General features: G+C 37.1%; 14 protein-coding genes. 10 read left to right on the forward strand and 4 right to left on the reverse strand.

The annotated features are described in order from the left end of the window. Positions 1 to 546 precede the first annotated feature (546 nt). The 8 genes from hsdR to EHQ31_RS06570 all read left to right on the forward strand — a co-directional run bounded on the left by hsdR (position 547) and on the right by EHQ31_RS06570 (position 10,973). Positions 547 to 2,955 carry an EcoAI/FtnUII family type I restriction enzme subunit R gene (hsdR, locus tag EHQ31_RS06535; protein ID WP_135575054.1) on the forward strand — a complete coding sequence of 803 codons (2,409 nt, stop codon included), beginning with the start codon at positions 547 to 549 and terminating at the stop codon, positions 2,953 to 2,955. Between the two features lie 21 nt (positions 2,956 to 2,976). Beyond that, the gene (locus EHQ31_RS06540; protein WP_135575053.1) at positions 2,977 to 4,428 is read left to right on the forward strand and encodes a type I restriction-modification system subunit M; all 1,452 of its coding nucleotides are present in this window, start codon (positions 2,977 to 2,979) and stop codon (positions 4,426 to 4,428) included. A 164-nt stretch (positions 4,429 to 4,592) separates the two neighbouring features. After that, positions 4,593 to 5,369 (forward strand): DUF3800 domain-containing protein, encoded by a 777-nt coding sequence (locus EHQ31_RS06545; protein ID WP_135575051.1) that lies wholly within the window; start codon positions 4,593 to 4,595, stop codon positions 5,367 to 5,369. A 123-nt stretch (positions 5,370 to 5,492) separates the two neighbouring features. Further along, the gene (locus tag EHQ31_RS06550; protein WP_135575049.1) at positions 5,493 to 7,199 is read left to right on the forward strand and encodes a restriction endonuclease subunit S; all 1,707 of its coding nucleotides are present in this window, start codon (positions 5,493 to 5,495) and stop codon (positions 7,197 to 7,199) included. A 4-nt stretch (positions 7,200 to 7,203) separates the two neighbouring features. Next, positions 7,204 to 9,045: an ATP-dependent nuclease gene (locus tag EHQ31_RS06555; protein WP_135575047.1), complete on the forward strand. Its 1,842-nt coding sequence runs from the start codon at positions 7,204 to 7,206 to the stop codon at positions 9,043 to 9,045. A gap of 333 nt (positions 9,046 to 9,378) precedes the next feature. Then, positions 9,379 to 10,182, forward strand: coding sequence for a DUF2971 domain-containing protein (locus EHQ31_RS06560; protein WP_135575045.1), 804 nt, complete (start codon positions 9,379 to 9,381; stop codon positions 10,180 to 10,182). 18 nt (positions 10,183 to 10,200) lie between these two features. Continuing rightward, the gene (locus EHQ31_RS06565; protein ID WP_244247290.1) at positions 10,201 to 10,563 is read left to right on the forward strand and encodes a hypothetical protein; all 363 of its coding nucleotides are present in this window, start codon (positions 10,201 to 10,203) and stop codon (positions 10,561 to 10,563) included. 173 nt (positions 10,564 to 10,736) lie between these two features. Next, positions 10,737 to 10,973 (forward strand): hypothetical protein, encoded by a 237-nt coding sequence (locus EHQ31_RS06570; RefSeq protein ID WP_135575043.1) that lies wholly within the window; start codon positions 10,737 to 10,739, stop codon positions 10,971 to 10,973. A gap of 109 nt (positions 10,974 to 11,082) precedes the next feature. On the opposite strand, the gene EHQ31_RS06575 is transcribed toward EHQ31_RS06570, so the two are convergent. From EHQ31_RS06575 to EHQ31_RS06590, 4 genes are all read right to left on the reverse strand, one after another. Next, positions 11,083 to 13,623: an ATP-binding protein gene (locus tag EHQ31_RS06575; protein ID WP_135575041.1), complete on the reverse strand. Its 2,541-nt coding sequence runs from the start codon at positions 13,621 to 13,623 to the stop codon at positions 11,083 to 11,085. Positions 13,624 to 13,845: 222 nt separating this feature from the next. Next, positions 13,846 to 14,550, reverse strand: a complete 705-nt coding sequence (locus EHQ31_RS06580; protein WP_135575039.1) for a tetratricopeptide repeat protein — start codon at positions 14,548 to 14,550, stop codon at positions 13,846 to 13,848. A 234-nt stretch (positions 14,551 to 14,784) separates the two neighbouring features. Continuing rightward, complete coding sequence (locus EHQ31_RS06585; RefSeq protein WP_135575037.1) at positions 14,785 to 15,510, reverse strand: siderophore-interacting protein; 726 nt, start codon at positions 15,508 to 15,510, stop codon at positions 14,785 to 14,787. Between the two features lie 276 nt (positions 15,511 to 15,786). Next, entirely contained in the window at positions 15,787 to 15,969 is a 183-nt protein-coding gene (locus EHQ31_RS06590; RefSeq protein WP_135575035.1) for a hypothetical protein, read from the reverse strand. Positions 15,970 to 16,286: 317 nt separating this feature from the next. On the opposite strand from EHQ31_RS06590, the gene EHQ31_RS18810 reads away from it, so the two are divergent. Both EHQ31_RS18810 and EHQ31_RS06600 read left to right on the forward strand, forming a co-directional pair. After that, positions 16,287 to 16,535: a hypothetical protein gene (locus tag EHQ31_RS18810; protein ID WP_167481643.1), complete on the forward strand. Its 249-nt coding sequence runs from the start codon at positions 16,287 to 16,289 to the stop codon at positions 16,533 to 16,535. A 599-nt stretch (positions 16,536 to 17,134) separates the two neighbouring features. Then, on the forward strand, positions 17,135 to 18,028 hold the full coding sequence (locus EHQ31_RS06600; protein ID WP_135575031.1) for a helix-turn-helix domain-containing protein: 894 nt from the start codon (positions 17,135 to 17,137) through the stop codon (positions 18,026 to 18,028). The last annotated feature ends 35 nt before the right edge of the window (positions 18,029 to 18,063 follow it).

Genomic DNA, 18,063 nt, shown 5'->3' on the forward strand with positions numbered 1-18,063 from the left:
CGGTCTGCGCCGAACGACTTTGATGCTAGAGCTCGAAGCTCACGCATCAAGTCGGGTGCTCGCAGTCGCGGCAGTGCCGCTTGGTGCTCCGCAGGCTTTCCCTAATCGGGAAGATAGAACCTTTGTCGTATATAGTTGAAGAAGAGTAAGATAAGAATAAGCCTTATGTCGAAAGATGTGAGGCTTTTTTTATGTCCGGAGGAGAAGTTTGGCGGTCTGCGCCGATGGACTTTTTGCTAGGCTTACGCTCCGCAAAAGTCCCAACCTCACTCCCTATGGGTCGTTGCGGTTGGCTTTCCCGCATCGGGAAAGATAGAACCTTTGTCGTATATAGTTGAAGAAGAGTAAGATGGAAAGAAGCCTTTGGTCGTAAGATCAGAGGCTTTTTTGTTTCTGAATACCTGTTCGCATCGCTGTTTTGTCTGAGGTAGGGTATACCCTAAAAAGTAATTGAGTTATGAATCTTACAAAGTAATGTTTGTTAGATTTTGATTTCAAAAGATAAAATAGGAATCAGGTTTTCTTATCCTGATTGGAATGCCTTAAATGAATAAAAAAAGCCTCTCTGAGCGAGATATATGCTCTAAATTTATTAATCCTGCACTGGAAGCAGCTGGTTGGGATTTGCAGTGGCAAGTGAGAGAGGAATTTCCGATTACAAACGGACGTATTATTGTTCGTGGGAAACTTCATACTAGAGCAAAGAATAAACGTGCAGACTATGTTTTGTTTTATAAATCTAATATTCCGATTGCTGTGATCGAAGCAAAAGACAATAGGCATTCCGTTGGCGATGGGATGCAACAAGCCCTTCAATATGCTGATTTGTTACAAGTTCCATTTGTTTTTAGTTCTAATGGAGATTCTTTTTTATTTCATAACAAACTTGTGAGTGAGGGAAACCTTGAAACTGAATTGAGTTTGAATCAATTTCCAAATCCAGAATCACTTTGGAAAATGTGGAAAGAGGCGCAAGGACTTGACTCAACGCAGGAAGAGCTTGTCACTCAAGATTATCATAGTGATGGATCAAATAAATCACCAAGATACTATCAAATTTTAGCAATTAACAAAACGATCGAGGCCATTGCGAAGGGTCAAAAGCGTCTGCTACTTGTTATGGCAACTGGGACTGGAAAAACATACACAGCATTCCAAATCATTTGGAGGTTATGGAAATCCAAGGCAAAAAAACGAATCTTGTTTTTGGCTGATCGAAATATCTTGGTTGATCAAACAATGACCAATGATTTTAAACCATTTGGATCGGCAATGACCAAAATCCAAAAGAGGCAAGCGAACAAATCGTACGAAATTTATCTTTCTTTGTATCAAGCAGTTACGGGAACAGAAGAAGAACAAAATATTTATAAACAATTTTCGCCAGATTTTTTTGATTTAATCGTAGTGGATGAATGTCATAGGGGAAGTGCAGCAGAAGATTCCAATTGGCGTGCTATACTTGAATACTTTTCTTCTGCGACTCAAATTGGACTAACCGCAACACCCAAAGAAACAAAGGATGTTTCTAATATCCATTATTTTGGGGAACCAGTGTATACATATTCGCTAAGACAAGGGATTGAGGATGGGTTTCTTGCGCCTTACAAAGTGATTCGGATTGACTTAGATAAGGATTTATCGGGCTGGCGACCTGAAAAGGGAATGCGAGATAAGTATGGAAATGAAATTGAAGATAAAGTTTATAAACAAAGTGATTTTGATAAAAAAGTTATCTTAGACAAACGAACGGAACTTGTTGCTTCGAAAGTCAGTGAATTTTTGAAGCAGAACGATCGTTTTCATAAGACCATTGTATTCTGCGAAAATATAGATCATGCGGAAAGGATGAGACAAGCCCTGGTCAATGAAAACAGTGATTTGGCTAGTCAAAACAGTAAGTATGTGATGAGGATTACTGGTGATAGCGAAGAAGGTAAAGAAGAGCTGGATAATTTTATCTTCCCTGAATCCAAATACCCTGTGATTGCAACGACATCCAAACTCATGACAACAGGTGTGGATGCGCAAACATGCAAACTCATTGTTCTTGACCAACACATCCAATCGATGACGGAATTCAAACAAATCATTGGTCGCGGAACACGAATTAACGAAGATTTTGATAAATACTATTTCACAATTATGGATTTTAAACGGGCAACGGAGTTATTTGCGGATCCTGATTTTGATGGAGACCCCGTGCAGATTTATGAACCAAAAGAAGGCGAGCCAGTAACACCTCCGGAATCTTTGGATGAGGAAATGGATGGAGATGTTGGTTCCTCAAATGGTGTGACTGGATTCGGAGAAAATGAATCTGAATTTGATCCTTCTTTACATTTCGATGGAAGAGAATTTCAGGAAGGGGATTTGCCTCGAAATCGGGTATTGAAATACTATGTGGATAGTGTAGAAGTTCGTGTTGCCTCGGAGCGAGTGCAATACTTCGATGCCAATGGAAAACTGGTGACTGAGTCTTTGAAAGATTACACCAGAAAGACTGTAACCAAAGAATTTTCCACTCTTGATGAGTTCCGAAAGCATTGGAATGCCACAGAAAGAAAACAAGCGATCTTAGAAGAATTAGCAAACCAAGGAGTCTTTTTAGAGGCTCTTGCGGAAGATGTAGGAAAGGATGTGGATTCCTTTGATTTGATCTGCCACGTAGTCTGGGACAAACGCCCATTGACAAGACGGGAACGGGCCGACAGAGTTAAAAAAACGAATTACTTTGAGAAGTATGGGGAAGCGGCGCGGAAGGTTTTGGATGCCCTTCTTGAAAAATACGCAGACTCAGGTGTGGTTCAAATTGAAGAAACACAAATCCTTACCATCAATCCATTTCCTGAATTTGGGACACCGATGGAGATCATCCAAGAATTTGGTGGGATTGAAAAATACAACGAAGCCATTACAGGTTTGGAAAATGCACTGTACCTTGAGATAGCATAAACTAAGGTTGATTTAGACAATATGGCAATTGGAACTTTAATTAAGTCGATTCAAGATATTATGCGGAAAGACGTGGGTGTTGATGGTGATGCCCAACGAATCAGCCAGATGGTTTGGTTACTCTTTTTAAAGATCTTTGATGATAAAGAAAAAGAATGGAAACTGACCCTCAAAGATTATAAATCCCCACTTGCCTCAAGGTTTCAATGGAGCAGTTGGGCCTCCAATGCCGAAGGGATGACCGGGGAAGAGCTCATTGATTTTGTGAACAATAATCTTTTTCCTGCGTTAAAGAAACTGGCAACCCAGGCCGGTGTGAGTGCACAAGGAAGAGTGGTTGGAAGTGTTTTTGAGGATGCTTACAACTATATGAAGTCTGGCACCTTACTTCGACAGGTGATCAACACCATCGAAGAAGATTTGGATTTTAATAATTCCACCGACAGGCATTTGTTTAATGATATTTATGAAAAAATCCTGGCAGATTTGCAATCTGCAGGAAACGCAGGGGAATACTATACTCCGAGGGCAGTGACTCAGTTTATGGTGGATATCATTGATCCGAAATTGGGGGAAACCATTTTGGATCCGGCTTGTGGGACAGGTGGGTTTCTCACCACATCCATCGAACACTTAAAAAATCAGACCAAAACTGCAAAAGACAAACTGATTTTACAAACCACCATTCACGGTGTGGAAAAAAAGCCACTTCCTCATATGCTTTCTCTCACCAATATGATGTTACATGGAATTGAAGTTCCTACCAATATTCGCCATGACAATACACTCAGCCGTTCGCTTGTAAATTATGGCCCGAAAGATCGTGTGGATATCATAATCACAAATCCTCCGTTTGGTGGGATGGAAGAAGATGGGATTGAAAACAATTTCCCTAAAAAATACCAGACTCGAGAAACTGCTGATTTGTTTATGGCCCTCATCATGCACCTTCTGAAACATGATACGGGTCGTGCGGCAGTGGTGCTTCCCGATGGGTTTTTGTTTGGAGAAGGAACTAAAACCAATCTAAAACGAGAGTTACTCGAAGAATTTAACTTACATACAATTGTTCGCCTTCCCAAAGGAGTATTTAGTCCCTATACGGGGATCAATACCAATCTCCTTTTTTTCGAAAAGAGAGGCCCTACCAAACAAGTTTGGTTTTTTGAACATCCGTATCCACCTGGGTACAAATCGTATTCACGTTCCAAACCTTTAACGATTGCGGAATTTGATCTCGAAAAAAAATGGTGGAACAAACGAAAGGAAACCGAATTTGCCTGGAAGGTGAGTGCCAAAGACATTGTTTCCCGCAACTACAATTTGGATTTTAAAAATCCGCATGTGGTGGATGTGGTGCACCGAGATCCAGAGGAACTCGCAAAGGAATACGAAGAAGTTTCCAAGGAACTAAACCAGGTAAGAGACAAACTCAAACAAGAATTGATGAAAGCGTTAGGTGGGATGCCTTAGAAAATGAAAAAAGCCCAGCTAAGCACTAAGAAGGATACCCTTCGACGACATGGAGTCGGAGTTCATACAAAGACAGGCTCTACTCCGTTGAGCCATGAAACTTAAAAATGAGTCAATTGATTTTTAAGTAAGTTGTTTTCTTAGACCGTAGCAGGAGAAAGTAAATGTATTTTATGTATATAGATGAATCTGGGGATCCTGGAAAAGAAATTGCAGAAGTAGGACAAGCAAGAAAAGGTTCATCGCATTACATCGTATCTGGCATTATAATTCCAATGACTGAGTGGCGGACCTATCTAAATACATTTGTTAATCTACGTCGAGCAATCAAACAGCAGTATGAAATTCCTGTTCGCTTGGAAGTGAAAGGTTCAGAGTTTATCAATCCTAGAGATAATATTTTTCTAAAGAAATTGAATCGGAGCAAACGAATTCATATCTATCAATCCATTCTGACCGACATTACATCGCAAATGAATCAGGCAAAAATTTTGAATGTCGTATACCGAAAAGAAAATCGATCATTTGGTCTGGATGAGGATATTCAAGAAGATTGTTGGAAATTTTTAATCACTCGCTTTAATACATTTTTAGAGAAAAAAGGAAATGAGTATGGGATTCTTTTTTCTGATGAAACGAATGAGCCAAAATTAAGAGGACTTGTTCGAAAGATGCGAATCTATAATCCTGTTCCAAGTTTGTATTCTAGCAAACCCCGAATGGCTAACATAAATCAAATTCTGGAAGATCCTGTGATTCGGAAATCAGAACACTCGTATTTTGTGCAGATTGCCGACTTGATTGCACATGCATTGTATCGCAATTTATATCCAAAAGGAAGTTACAAGAAATATAACGTGGATTGTCTTTTTGATATTTTGGATCCAATTCTATTAAAGGAAGCTAGTAAAAAAGATGCACGAGGCATTGTATATGTATGATTTCAAAAATTGCACCCGCTACAAGCGGGCGACTTTGTTGCGGCCAGAACTTCCTTTTGGAAGGAGCCCGGTCGCATCCATCAGTTTACCTATCGTCAAGCTATTCGTCAACCTGAAACTTCTATGCCAAACTCCCTAAACCCACTCCTCCAAACCCATTTTGACACCGCCCTCGAACACCCCAACGGAATCAAAAAACTCCGTGAACTCATCCTAACCCTTGCCATGCAAGGAAAACTGGTTCCTCAGGATCCCAACGACCAGGCATCAAGTGAACTCCTAAAAGAAATCCAAGCGGAGAAGGCGCGTTTGGTGGCCGAAGGGAAGGTAAAGAAGACTGAGGCTTTGCTAGCGGTGAAGGAAGAGGAAAAGCCGTTTGTCCTTCCCAAAGGATGGGAGTGGGTGAGGTTAGGGGATGTTTCTGTACACAATTCTGGAAAGACATTAGATAAAGGAAGAAATTCTGGTATTCACCGAGAATATATTACGACCTCAAATCTATATTGGGGATTTTTTGAATTAGAAGAATTACGACAGATGCCTTTTAGAGAAGAAGAATTATTTCGATGCACTGCCACGAAGGGAGATTTGTTAATTTGTGAAGGAGGCGAGGCCGGTAGAGCAGCAGTCTGGAATTACGATAAGGATATTTGCTTTCAAAATCATATTCATAGAGTAAGATTTTTGAATAAAGGGAATCCTTATTATTTCTTTAGATTCTTCCAAAAATTAGATTTTACTGGAGAGATAAAAAATTATAGAAAAGGAGTTGCCATTTCTAGCATCTCTAGCGCAACACTAGGAAACATCTCTCTCCCCCTTCCTCCACTTACCGAACAAAAACGGATCGTAGAAAAGATCGATGAGCTTTTTCTGTTATGCGACGAACTGGAAACACTCAAAAAATCCAAAGAGTCCAAACGAAAAGACCTCCATCAATCAGTCATTACACAGATGTTAGAAGGCGATTCGCAGAAAAGTTTTCAAAAACACTTTCAATTTCTCACAACTCATTTCCAGGAACTCTATTCTGTGAAAGAGAATGTCAAAGAACTGCGAAAGGCAGTGTTGCAATTGGCGGTGATGGGGAAACTTGTAGAGCAAGATCCAAAGGATCAGCCAGCGAATGAGTTGTTGAAAGAGATCCAAGCGGAGAAGGCGCGTTTGGTGGCGGAAGGGAAGGTGAAGAAGAGTGAGTCGTTGCCACCGGTGAAGGAAGAAGAGAAGCCGTTTGTGATTCCGGAAGGATGGGAGTGGGTGCGGTTGGGGGAGGTGTGTGAAGCAGTAGACTACGGTACATCTGAAAAAGCCAATACTTCCAAGGGCGTACCAATTCTAAGAATGAATAATATCCAGGATGGGAAATTGGATATTAGTAATTTGAAGTTTGTGTCAGAAAAGATAAAGGATCTTCCAAGATTATTTTTAAAAAACTTAGATTTGATTTTCAATAGGACAAATAGCTACGAGTTAGTTGGGAAAACTGCAATTTTTTATGGAGAAGAGAAATCTGTTACACTTGCCTCTTATCTTATTCGAGCGACAATATTTAAATATATTCATATCGAATATTTAAATTTCTATATGAATTCTAGAATTTGCCGTTTAAATGAAATTGAACCACATATTACTCAACAAACTAACCAAGCTAACTTTAGCGGATCAAAATTGAAGATGATCAAAGTTCCTCTTCCTCCACTTGCCGAACAAAAACGGATTGTGGAAAAGGTAGACCAGCTTTTGGCGTTATGCGATGAGTTGGAAGAAAGGATAGGGAAGGCGGAGGAAAAGAGGGGCGAGATTTTGGAGGGGATGGTGCGGGGAGAATGAAAAGATGCGGTTGAAGACTGTCTATATTAGCAAATATAAAAATTTAAAAGATTTCACGATGAACTTTGAAGGGGATAGTTTTCTAGATATATTTGTTGGTAAAAATGGAAGCGGGAAATCAAACTTATTTGAAGCTCTTATTGAGATATTCAGACATTTGTATGAGTTTGATAGCAGAAATATTCAAATTGATTTCGATTATTTAATTCATTATGAAATTGAATCAGCCCCGATCGTTATATCTTGGACAGACAATAAACTGCGAATTAACGAAGTTGTCAGGAAATCCATTGGAAGGACACCGATACCAGATAATCTCTTAATTTATTATTCAGGTCACAATGCAAAAGTTTCAGATCTTGTGCTTCATTATGAAGAATTATTTAAAAAAAGAATAAAAAAAGCATCAACTGATGAATCTAGTAAATTCAAAGGAATAAATAAAGGTTACAAAAATCTTCTTCTTTCGTTGATAATGATACAAGCCGAGGAAAATAAAGCTAGAAAATTCATTATCAGACAACTTGGGATTCGAAATATCAGTTCAGAACTAAAATTGAAACTAAGAAGACCATTCTATGCTAACAAGAAAACCATCATCGATCCGGGTGATTCTGAAACTCACTACTGGGGAGCAAAAGGTATTACGAAGTCTTTTTTAGATCGGCTACTAACTTGCAAGGCAGAAGGGTCAACGCACAAAGATGGGTATCAGGAGAAAGAAGATATTTATATATTTTATCTTGATATTAAGAAAATAAGGAAAGAATTCAAGTCTGATTCATCACAACAATTGTTTCGTGAATTCGATAATTTGAAAACTATAGAAATGCTTGAGAATATTTCCGTCGATATTCATCTCTCTGATGGAACACAAGCTGATGTTGAACATTTTAGTGATGGCCAATTTCAGTCGGTTTACATCTACTCCATTCTTGAATTATTTAAAGATCGAAATTGTATAATGCTACTAGATGAACCTGATTCTTTCCTACATCCTGAATGGCAATTTGAATTTTTAGGTAAACTCTTGGAAATTTCTGAACATCCAGTTAAAAATAACCATGTATTAATGAGCAGCCATAGTGCATCTACGATAGCGTTTTCTGGAATTGATTATATAAATTCATTAAGTATCGAGCAATCGAAAGTAGTCTCAAATAAAGTTCCAATCAAGGAAGTAATAAAATCATTGTCAGCCGGATTAATAAAATATTCTGAAGATGAAAGAATTTTAAGAATAGATAGAGCTTTGCGAATGACTGATAAATCAGTTTTGTTCGTTGAAGGACCAACAGATGTGTTAATATTGGAGACGGCCTATCAAAAGTTATATAATGAAGAAGATATGCCATTTCTCATTCAGGACGCTTTTGACCGAGGCTTCATAAAAATATTATTGTTGCGCTCTGAAATTTATGCCAACTATCAGAATAAAACTTTCTTTGGATTATTTGATTTTGATGAAGCTTATAATGATTGGCGTGAGTTACCTGGCGATTTGGTTGAAGAAGAAATTTGTAATGGATTATGCAAAAAACTTAGAAACAGAGAAGCATTTGCGTTCTTATTACCTTTACCACAAAATGAATTGAAAAACCAAGTTTGGAATGATAACAATCCTGTCGATAAAGTAAAAGCTAATCCTTGTTTTAGCATAGAACATCTATTTTGGGGATTAACGGAAACGAACTGTTATTTTAAGGAAAATAATAGAAATTTAGAAAAGGAATTCATATTTAAGGGAGATAAAATACATTTCGCAAAAGAGATTGTTCCTAATTTGCCAGGAGAGGCATTTAAGCCACTTCGGCCCATGTTTGACTTTATCCGAGGCAAATTGTAAATAGATTAGTCACGATTTCGTTTGAGAAAGCGCCATACTATATTTTAATTCCAGATAAAGTATTTTATTAAACCTACTTTGGATTTTTGACTTTTGATAAAGAATTTCTAACGTTGAATTGAGGATTACCCAAAATGATGATAAAATAATCCAGTCGTTAATTACCGGAGCTTTATTTATACAAGTTTGGCAGCTTTGCTTTGTGAAAATAAAAAAAGCCGATAAAGCATTAGTCGGAGGAATTAGTGGAATCATTATCGCTGCATTGCTTGCTTCGTATAAATCGAGGAGAGATTTTGGAAGGGATGGTGCGGGTGTGAGGAATTGGATGAAATGACTCATTTTTTGGATCAATTCGATCACGGAGAAAACTCTCAATATTTATTTCATTATTGTAAACTCGATCAAAGAAAGTTTGATTCGATTCTAAAATCTCAAATTTATTTGGATGATGTTAGAAATTTCAACGATCCATATGAATTGCATTATTTACATACTGCCGATTCAGATGATTGGGCAGAACAAGCAAAAGATTATTGCAAAGAGAATGATCTACCTTACGATCAGGATACATTTCAAAAATTTATAGATAGAATAAGTTCTGATCCAGTTGAAAGGGAAACTGCAATGATCCGAATGGCAGAAAACTATTCCGTTTGCTGCTTCTCTCGTGAACTATTAAATCCTATTATGTGGGCTCATTATGCTGACAATCATAAAGGCATCTGTTTGATTTATGGATTTGATCTGGGAATTGGAGAAGGAAATCTCGTAGGGATACCTGACCTCGATGGGAAACAAATCTCTATGTTTCTCGATGATGTTAGTTATCAGGATACTTTTCCTGTATTTTCCGCAAAGAAAGATCCGAATACTGAAATGAAGAATAGAAAGATTCTATCAACAAAGGGAAAAGTGTGGGAGTATGAGAAGGAAGTAAGAATCGTTTCCAAGCGAAGACCCGGGTTAGTGTCTATAAAAGAAAAATCGTTGAAAGGAATTTGTTTTGGATTGCGATTCCCAAAATTATCAATTGAAATGTATGTTTCCTTTTTACAAAAGAGATTCAGTTGGCTTAAGTTTTATCAAATTGAAAAGGAGATTAAGACATACGAAATTAAAGTATTTCAACTTTAGAAAGAATTCTGTCAGGAAGTGTGCCTCAAATTTCATTTCTCTTTGGTTGACAAAACAATTGATGCTCCTTACGATAAAACTATGAACCGGGAAGATGAGGAAACCTTAAACAATTTGATCAAAGGTGGACTCCTCGGCGCAGGTTTGACGGCACTCCTCAAAAGACAGGTTGACGGCGAAGATATCGCAGTGGGAGCCCTTCTCGGTGCCGCAATCCTGGCTTCGGTTAAGGCATCGGAACGAGCAAAAGAAACAAAGATTCCTCTTTTAGTGCAAGAGGGAGATTCGCTTTATTGGAAACATCCTGATGGTCACAAAGAATTCTTCAAAGAATTGCCGAATGACTCAAAAAGTTTACCTACGAAGTTTAAACTTTCTTAGATGAGTAAAAAACGACTTCGTATTTTTGCTGATCCGAATGGATCTGGAAAATCCACCTTTATTAATCAATTTGAAAGTTCTGATCCAAGATATAAACTTCTGGTTATTCGATTTATCTATATTTTTTTTGCACCGTCGATCTAGCTATTAATAAGAACAGAGTTGAAATCAGAGTGAAAGAAAAAGGGCATAACGTTCCTCCGGAAAAGATAGAAGAAAGATATTATCGTAGTTTAGAAAATTTAAAAGAAGCAATCCGATTATCAAATCGAGCATTTCTTTTTGATACTTCAAGTGCTACTTTTGATAAATTATTATTTGCAGAGGTAACGAATGGCGAAGAGGTCGAAGTATTTACTCGAGACGCTGTTCCAACCTGGTTTATTAAATATGTTGTGGATAAACAATAGAATCCCGCGTTAGGGATCGACCGAGCGCCCTCGTCGAGGGAGAGCCCGACCCTTAAACTTTCAATCAATGATGCACAAACCCAATTGGGAGCGCCCAAAACTGTTGCTTTTAAAGGCCAGTTTTTCTCTCAATCAGCCATTCATATAATGCTTGTTCTATTTCTCTTTTTTGGAACGGTTTCGGCAAAAACGAAGACATTCCTGCGCGAATGCACTTGTCTTGATCATCCTGGAAGGCATCCGCTGTAACTGCAATGATGATTGGTTTGGGAAAAATCCGTTCGTCTTTCAAAATCTCTTCTGATGCCCCGATACCATCCAAATTGGGCATATTGATGTCCATAAAAATCAGATGGAATTCGTTTGTTTGTGCCTTTGTTACCGCTTCCCTGCCGTCTTTCGCAACATCATGGCGGACTTTTAATTTTTTCAAAAAACTGGAAAGTAGAAATAGATTTGTAGGATCATCTTCCGCAATCAATATATTTGTGTTAGACGGTAATCTAGAGAGATCCACCGAATCTTCGGATCTTATGACTCTGGACATTTGGTTGGGAAGAAGTCTGAGTTCAATTTCAAAACAGGAACCGACAGGAAAATTCCTTTTAACTTTCAATTCTCCTCCCATCACATCCATTAGTTTTTTAGAGATGGCGAGACCGAGTCCCGTTCCTCCATACTTACGGGAAATGCTTGAATCCAACTGTGTGAATCTTTGAAACAAGGAACCCATTTTCTCTTCCGGGATTCCTATTCCTGTATCCGTTATCGATACTTTGTATTGAATCCTGTTTCCTACTTCTTCCTTTTTGGAAGAGAGAAGGATTTTGATTTCTCCAGATTCCGTAAATTTGACCGCATTGGAGATTAGATTAAATAACACTTGTTTGATTCTATTTTCGTCGCCATGAGCTAAAAATATAAAATCTGGATCAAAGTTGACTTCAAATCGAACTTGTTTCTGTTCCGCTTGGTGCTTAAAAATCCCTTCCGCAAGTTCGAGCAGAATTTTCCAGGAAAAATCGGATTCTAATAATTCTATTTTCCCCGCTTCCAGTTTGGAATAATCCAAAATGTCGTTCAATATAGTCAAAAGAGATTGTCCGCTGTCCTGAATCATTTTCAGATATTGTGCTTGATCCGCCGAAACAATTGTCATTTTCAGAAGTTCCGTGATTCCCAAAATTCCATTCATGGGAGTTCTGATTTCGTGACTCATTGTTGCTAAAAATTGAGACTTTGCCTTGTTCGCAGTTTCTGCTAGTTGTTTGGCGGTCTCGTATTCTTCCGTGCGGAGCTTTACCTGCAATTCCAATTCGTATTTTTGGGATTCTTTCAGATTCAAGAGTTCCGTATGAGTTCTGTTTTTTTCTTCCAAAGTTTCACCGAGCTTTTGAACTAATTTTTCTTCCTCTTGCAATGCTTTAGTTATTTTTTTTGATAATAGAATCGCTTGGATGAAGATAAATAACAAAACCCCTAAATGGGAGAGATAACCTGTATGAATCAATCCGAAATTGAATAATATATCGTTAAGTAGGGTAACCGCAGTAATGGCGTAGGCAATGAGCATAAGTCCCGCACCTTCCCTTTTTCTAATATAAGCTCTGATGAACAAAGGCACATACAGTATTATTGCAATCATTGCAAAACCGAAGAGATACAATGCGTAATGTGTGAAAATGGAAACTGGCAAAAACAAAGTTAGTAAAAAACTAAAGAAAACCAACCTGAGAACTTTTGTGATTATTTTGGGGATGTCCTTCGGAAATAAAAGATCGTAGAGTGTTACCATGGAAATCCCAATCATATAAATCACTCCGAACAGCAGCCGGATATATGAATCAAAATCCAGATCGGGGAATAGATAATAAAACGTATGCGTTTCAAAATTCAATTGTCGAATTCCCATAATCATACAGAAAAAACCGAACATCAGATATTCTTTGGAACGGAATCTTGACAGAAAAATAATCAGATGGTATAAGCCGATGATGATGATTGCAGAAGAACTCGCAATGTCCCGTATAACAAGATTGAGATGCTGTTTTTCTATGGATTTCCATTCTCCGAAATAAAGAGGTTCCCAAAATCCATGATTTTCATGATTGAAGTTGGATACCCAAACGACGATTGTCACTTCATCGGAAAGATAACCCAGATAGGACGTGCCTGGTTTCATGTCAGGCGTCATTGTTTCATAACTTTCTCCCGTTTGTCCCACTTTTACCACAGAACGGGAGTTAACGAATATTTCAAAAGCGGACAAAATTTCAGTCCAAAACAATCCGTAGGTTATTTCCCGTTTTGGAAGTTTGAGTTTGAGTCTGTAGGTTCCCTTTCCAAAAATCGGAAGGTTTTTTCCGTTTATTTTGTAGAATTTCCAAAAAGAGGGAACCGGAAAATAACCTTGGCATTTTTTTTTCCATACGGACTCATCCGATTCGGGAGGAATCAATTCATCCCAACAAAATTCCCAATCTCCTTTCAAATTGATCACAGTTAGTTTTGGTTCCCATGCGGAAAGATCCATAAATCCGGATTTTATATCGGGGAGGGGAGAAGTTGCGATTTTACAAAAAGAAAAAGATATAAAAACTACAAGTAGAGGTAAAATTTTTTTTTTAAAAAAAGAAAGCGAAATTACCATAAAACTACCCTTAGGCGAGAGAGAAGTAGAACATTTGATTCAACTGAAAAAATTCGCTTGAATTGAAGCTTCGTATATCTGATTCCGAGAGCAATCTATTTATTTTATACTCTAAAAAGCAAACGAATCTGACAAACGCCAACCGCAAATTGAAATTAACTTTGTTTGTTTCAAAAGTGAAGCCAATCTATTGTGCAATGCGATAGATGGAATCGCTTTCTTCTATGCGGAGCAACGGTCGGGTGAATCTTGAAATGGATAGTCAAAGCCGTCGATTTCGAGTCTATCTTTGTTCCAACGGGCTTGTCTTTTTTTGGTTTGGTTGGGAAGTGAGGATGGGAGTTTTTGAAATTCTAATTGAATGACTTTTTCGGAAATCCATTGATACTTTCCTCTATACTTTGGTTTTTCCATTGCACCGTCACTTTCCCGAAATTCAACCAAAGAGAGTTCAAAGGAACCATTGGAATCAAACTTGATTTCCGAGATTGACCCATAAGCACCTGGACTTGGACCAAACCAAATCATATTTGTAAAAATTTCTTTGGGACTTAAACCTGCAATTTCATTAAATCGATATGTATTCCGATGTAAGGAAAGATCTTTATCTTTTAGCATCAAACTTTTGTAAGTTTTTTTATATGTGACTGCCTGATGCAATAACTGAAACACGTCTTGTTCTTCTGTCAAATTCTCACATTGACTGAGTAGAATGGTGTAAACGCAGGCCAAGTTATAGTTTGCGTATGGGTCATTCGGATTTTTCTTTAAACTTTCTTTAAACCACATTTCTGCTTGAGACCAATTTTTCTGGTAAAAGGCATCAATTCCTTTTTGGTTAGTTACAGATAATGGTTCTGCATTTAGCGAAAATCCAAATCCAATCAAAAGAAAAAGTGTGAATAAATAAGTTCTAATGGGAGTCATTTGCTTTCGTATCTACAATGTACGATTTAGATCGAATCTCTTTGATTCGCAAGTGGAATTTTTATTGGGAAAAACGAGTGGGCCAAGGCATAGAAGTTGTGACCCGTATGATTAGAAAATCGAAAGCTTTCTTCGTGATTCGGTCACCCATTACAATCTATGAAGAGGATCTGGCATAAAGGACACAGTTGAATGATCAGTTGTTTATTTCTATGGGTGGAAAATAAATCCCCCTCAATCCAAACCCTTTTTCCCATCTGCCCAGTAGGCTCGAACCTTTAGTTTGTTAGTTGGAATTCCCGAATTCTTCAAATAAGCTCTGACTTGTTGGATCGAACTGGCACGACCGGTAAGAAAAATCTTTGCGTCGGGAATATTTGAAATCAGATCAAACATTTCCTTTGCAATTGTTTGAAGATGCGATCCTTCAGGGGATCGTTCGATCATTCTATGCCCTGTTAGTCCCAGATGGCCTAGAGCTTCTTTCCCTTCTGCAAGCGAATTCAATTCGAGGAATGAATAAGATTTCTTTTTTATGTTGTTTTGCAAAACCTTCGCGATACCAAAGGAAGTCTCATCACCGAAAAGGATTGCATCTTCTTCAATGTTAGAAAAATCCAAAGACAGGCGAGGGCCGAAAACTTCACAAGGGTCGCCTACTTTTAAGGAATGGATCCAAGTGGATGCTGGGCCATCATTTCGCTTGTAAGCGAGGAATGAAAGTTTGCCTTCGTTTTTATCAACGATGATGGGAGTGTAAGTGCGGTAGGTTAGATTTCCCACATTGACTTGCACCTTACTTCCTGGGTTCCAATTGGCTTCTTTTAACTTTGTTCCAGTCATTTCGATGAGAACGAAACTTTCTGCTAGCTGTTCTATTCTTGAAACTTTGGTCTGTGTGAGAAAAATACTAAAGACTGATTTGATACTACGTTTGAAAAATGAATTTGCTTCCGACATGGACATCTTCCTTTAGGAAATAAAGTTTGTTAAAAAGTGGTTCTACTTCTCCTTTAGACCTATCGGATTGGTGTAAAGTTCAAAATAAGAAATTAAAATGATGACTCGATCGAAGTGGAATTTTAATTCTATTATTAAATCAAATATAGGCGGCTTAATCTTTCCATATTTGAGAGAGAATCAGTTGGAAAAAAAGTAGTTTTTTATTGCATAAAAAATTCAATTTATATAAGCCAATGATATGTCAGTATATGTTAAAAATACCTTAGTTTTTAACTAATCTCTCAAATCATAGGAACTCTTAACTTTTCCAAACTTAACATCGTCTGCAATGTTTTTGAGGAAGTCTCGAAAATTTCTATTTTCTTCCACCAACATCCTTACCTTAAAAACAGAAACGATTCGATCAATAGTTTCACCCCAACCAGACAGTGCAAAACGAGTCGGTCGTTTGCTCACTTGCTGAAATGGTGAGATTGGGCCACATGGAGATGATTTTTTAAGAAATGGTTTCGTAAACGGTGTTATGTGATCACTGATCCCATTCCACGATATTAATTTTGTATAAATTTTTAGTTTAAAAAAGATTGAAGAAGGAGACTTGGTTCTCCAAATTCAAAGCAACCGAAGCTGTCGGAATAGAATCATCACCTAACCAATCTTAATACCATACTTTCTAAATACCTCTACCATTTCCAAAAATACATCAGCTGATTGTTGTTTGAGAATCTTAAAAAGTAATGTAAGCGCGCGCTTTTGGGTTGTCACTTCTTTATATGCGATATAAAACGCGATTAAATCCAGTGGATGTAATTTATTTGGATTTGAAAGGCCATTCTCATTCCATTCCTTTCCAAAGGTTGAATGTTGTAAACGAATCCGTTCCTTTAGGAAACGAAATAAAAATGGAATCACTTCTTTTGAATGAAGTGATTTCCAAATTGTTTTTAAAGTCTGCCATTGCATTCGACGAAAAAAAGGAAACCTATTTCGTATTACCGCCATTAAATCTTAAACTAAAGTAAATTAGAAAAAAATCAAGACAAAGAATGATGAGGTGATATGTAGTTCTTGCCAAAACCATTTCACGTTTGATCTAAGGAAAAAAATGTCTGATTCAGAATCGTTTTGTGATAATTTGTATAGAAGGATGTAACTATAGAATACAATCCGACTAGGGTAGGGAGGTCAGAAATGAAGGAAAACTATTAATTCAAACCTTCTATTATTTAAGCAAATTAACTAAAATTTCATTAAAATCCAATCAGAAATTGTTTATAATGAAAAGGATATCAGAAATTAACTTTAAATTGGCTACTGTTCATGAATGTGTTTAATCAAACTTATATTGTTTTTTTTCATTTCTCATGTTTCATTCTCGAATGGTTTTAATCCAAACAATGATTAAAGATTCTTGTTTACTATAACGATCCGAAAATAATCCTAAAGTTTCCGAATTCTGTCCAAACTCTTTTTATATGAATCTAATTATTGCAAATCGTTTTTCATTGCGGTTAGGAAACATTGTTTTAACTAGTGATTGTATTGTTGAATCTGTTGTATTAAGCAAAACGAATGTTCCATAGTAAGTAGGTGTAATTGGGTATTATAAATTATATATTTTATGAATCAATATTTACCAAATCGTAAGATTAAAATTTATAGTTTGGAGGATTTTGGTGTCAGTGTAGATCAAGACTTTTCTATTAATATATTTCAGAATTTAGAATATAAAAATAAAAAATGGTCGGTATTGAGCATGAATCACTTTTCAACCTTGATATTGATTAGAAAAGGTAAAGGTCATATTGAAATAGATTCAAAAAAATATACCATTGAGGATTTTGGTATTCTATATTTACCATATTATGTTTCTCATAGAGGAGTTTGGACAGATGTTACTGATGGTCTTGTGATTCAATTTTACGATTCATTCTTGACTCGCAAAAACGAATTTCCCGCAAATAGGTTTTCGTTTTTTTTAAACACAAAATCTCCCATTGTTGTAAATATTAAAGATTGTACGATAGTTTGGGGGATTATAAAATTTTTAAAAAAAGAATTAAAGTTAGAAGATAAATCCGAAAAGGGAATCATTCGAAATCTATCTGAACTCTTGTTCCTTTATCTAAATCGCTATATTCAAAAAGACCAAAAATTAATTCCGATAAAATCGAATCGGACCGTATATGATTTTTTTCAATTATTAAACTCATCACAGGGAGAAATCAGATCTGTAAATCATTTTGCATCTCAATTAGGCATCACTCCTGGACACCTTAGTGACACGGTTAAAGAACTTACCGGTAAGTCAGCTTCAGACTTCATAAAAGAAAATGTCATAAGAAGGGCGATTCGTCTTTTAGAGAATACTGATGAAAGAATATCGGATATTGCCTCGCAGTTAAACTTTCAAGACTCAGCTTACTTTACGCGTTTTTTTAAAAAGAAGACAGGATTAAGCCCATCTGAATTTAGAAAGAATAGAAATCCGACATTTGTCCATACATCCCCTTGAATTATCCAAAAGTTTTTTTTAGAGATTTGCCTAAG

This window comes from Leptospira montravelensis (genome assembly GCF_004770045.1).
Lineage (GTDB): Bacteria > Spirochaetota > Leptospiria > Leptospirales > Leptospiraceae > Leptospira_A > Leptospira_A montravelensis.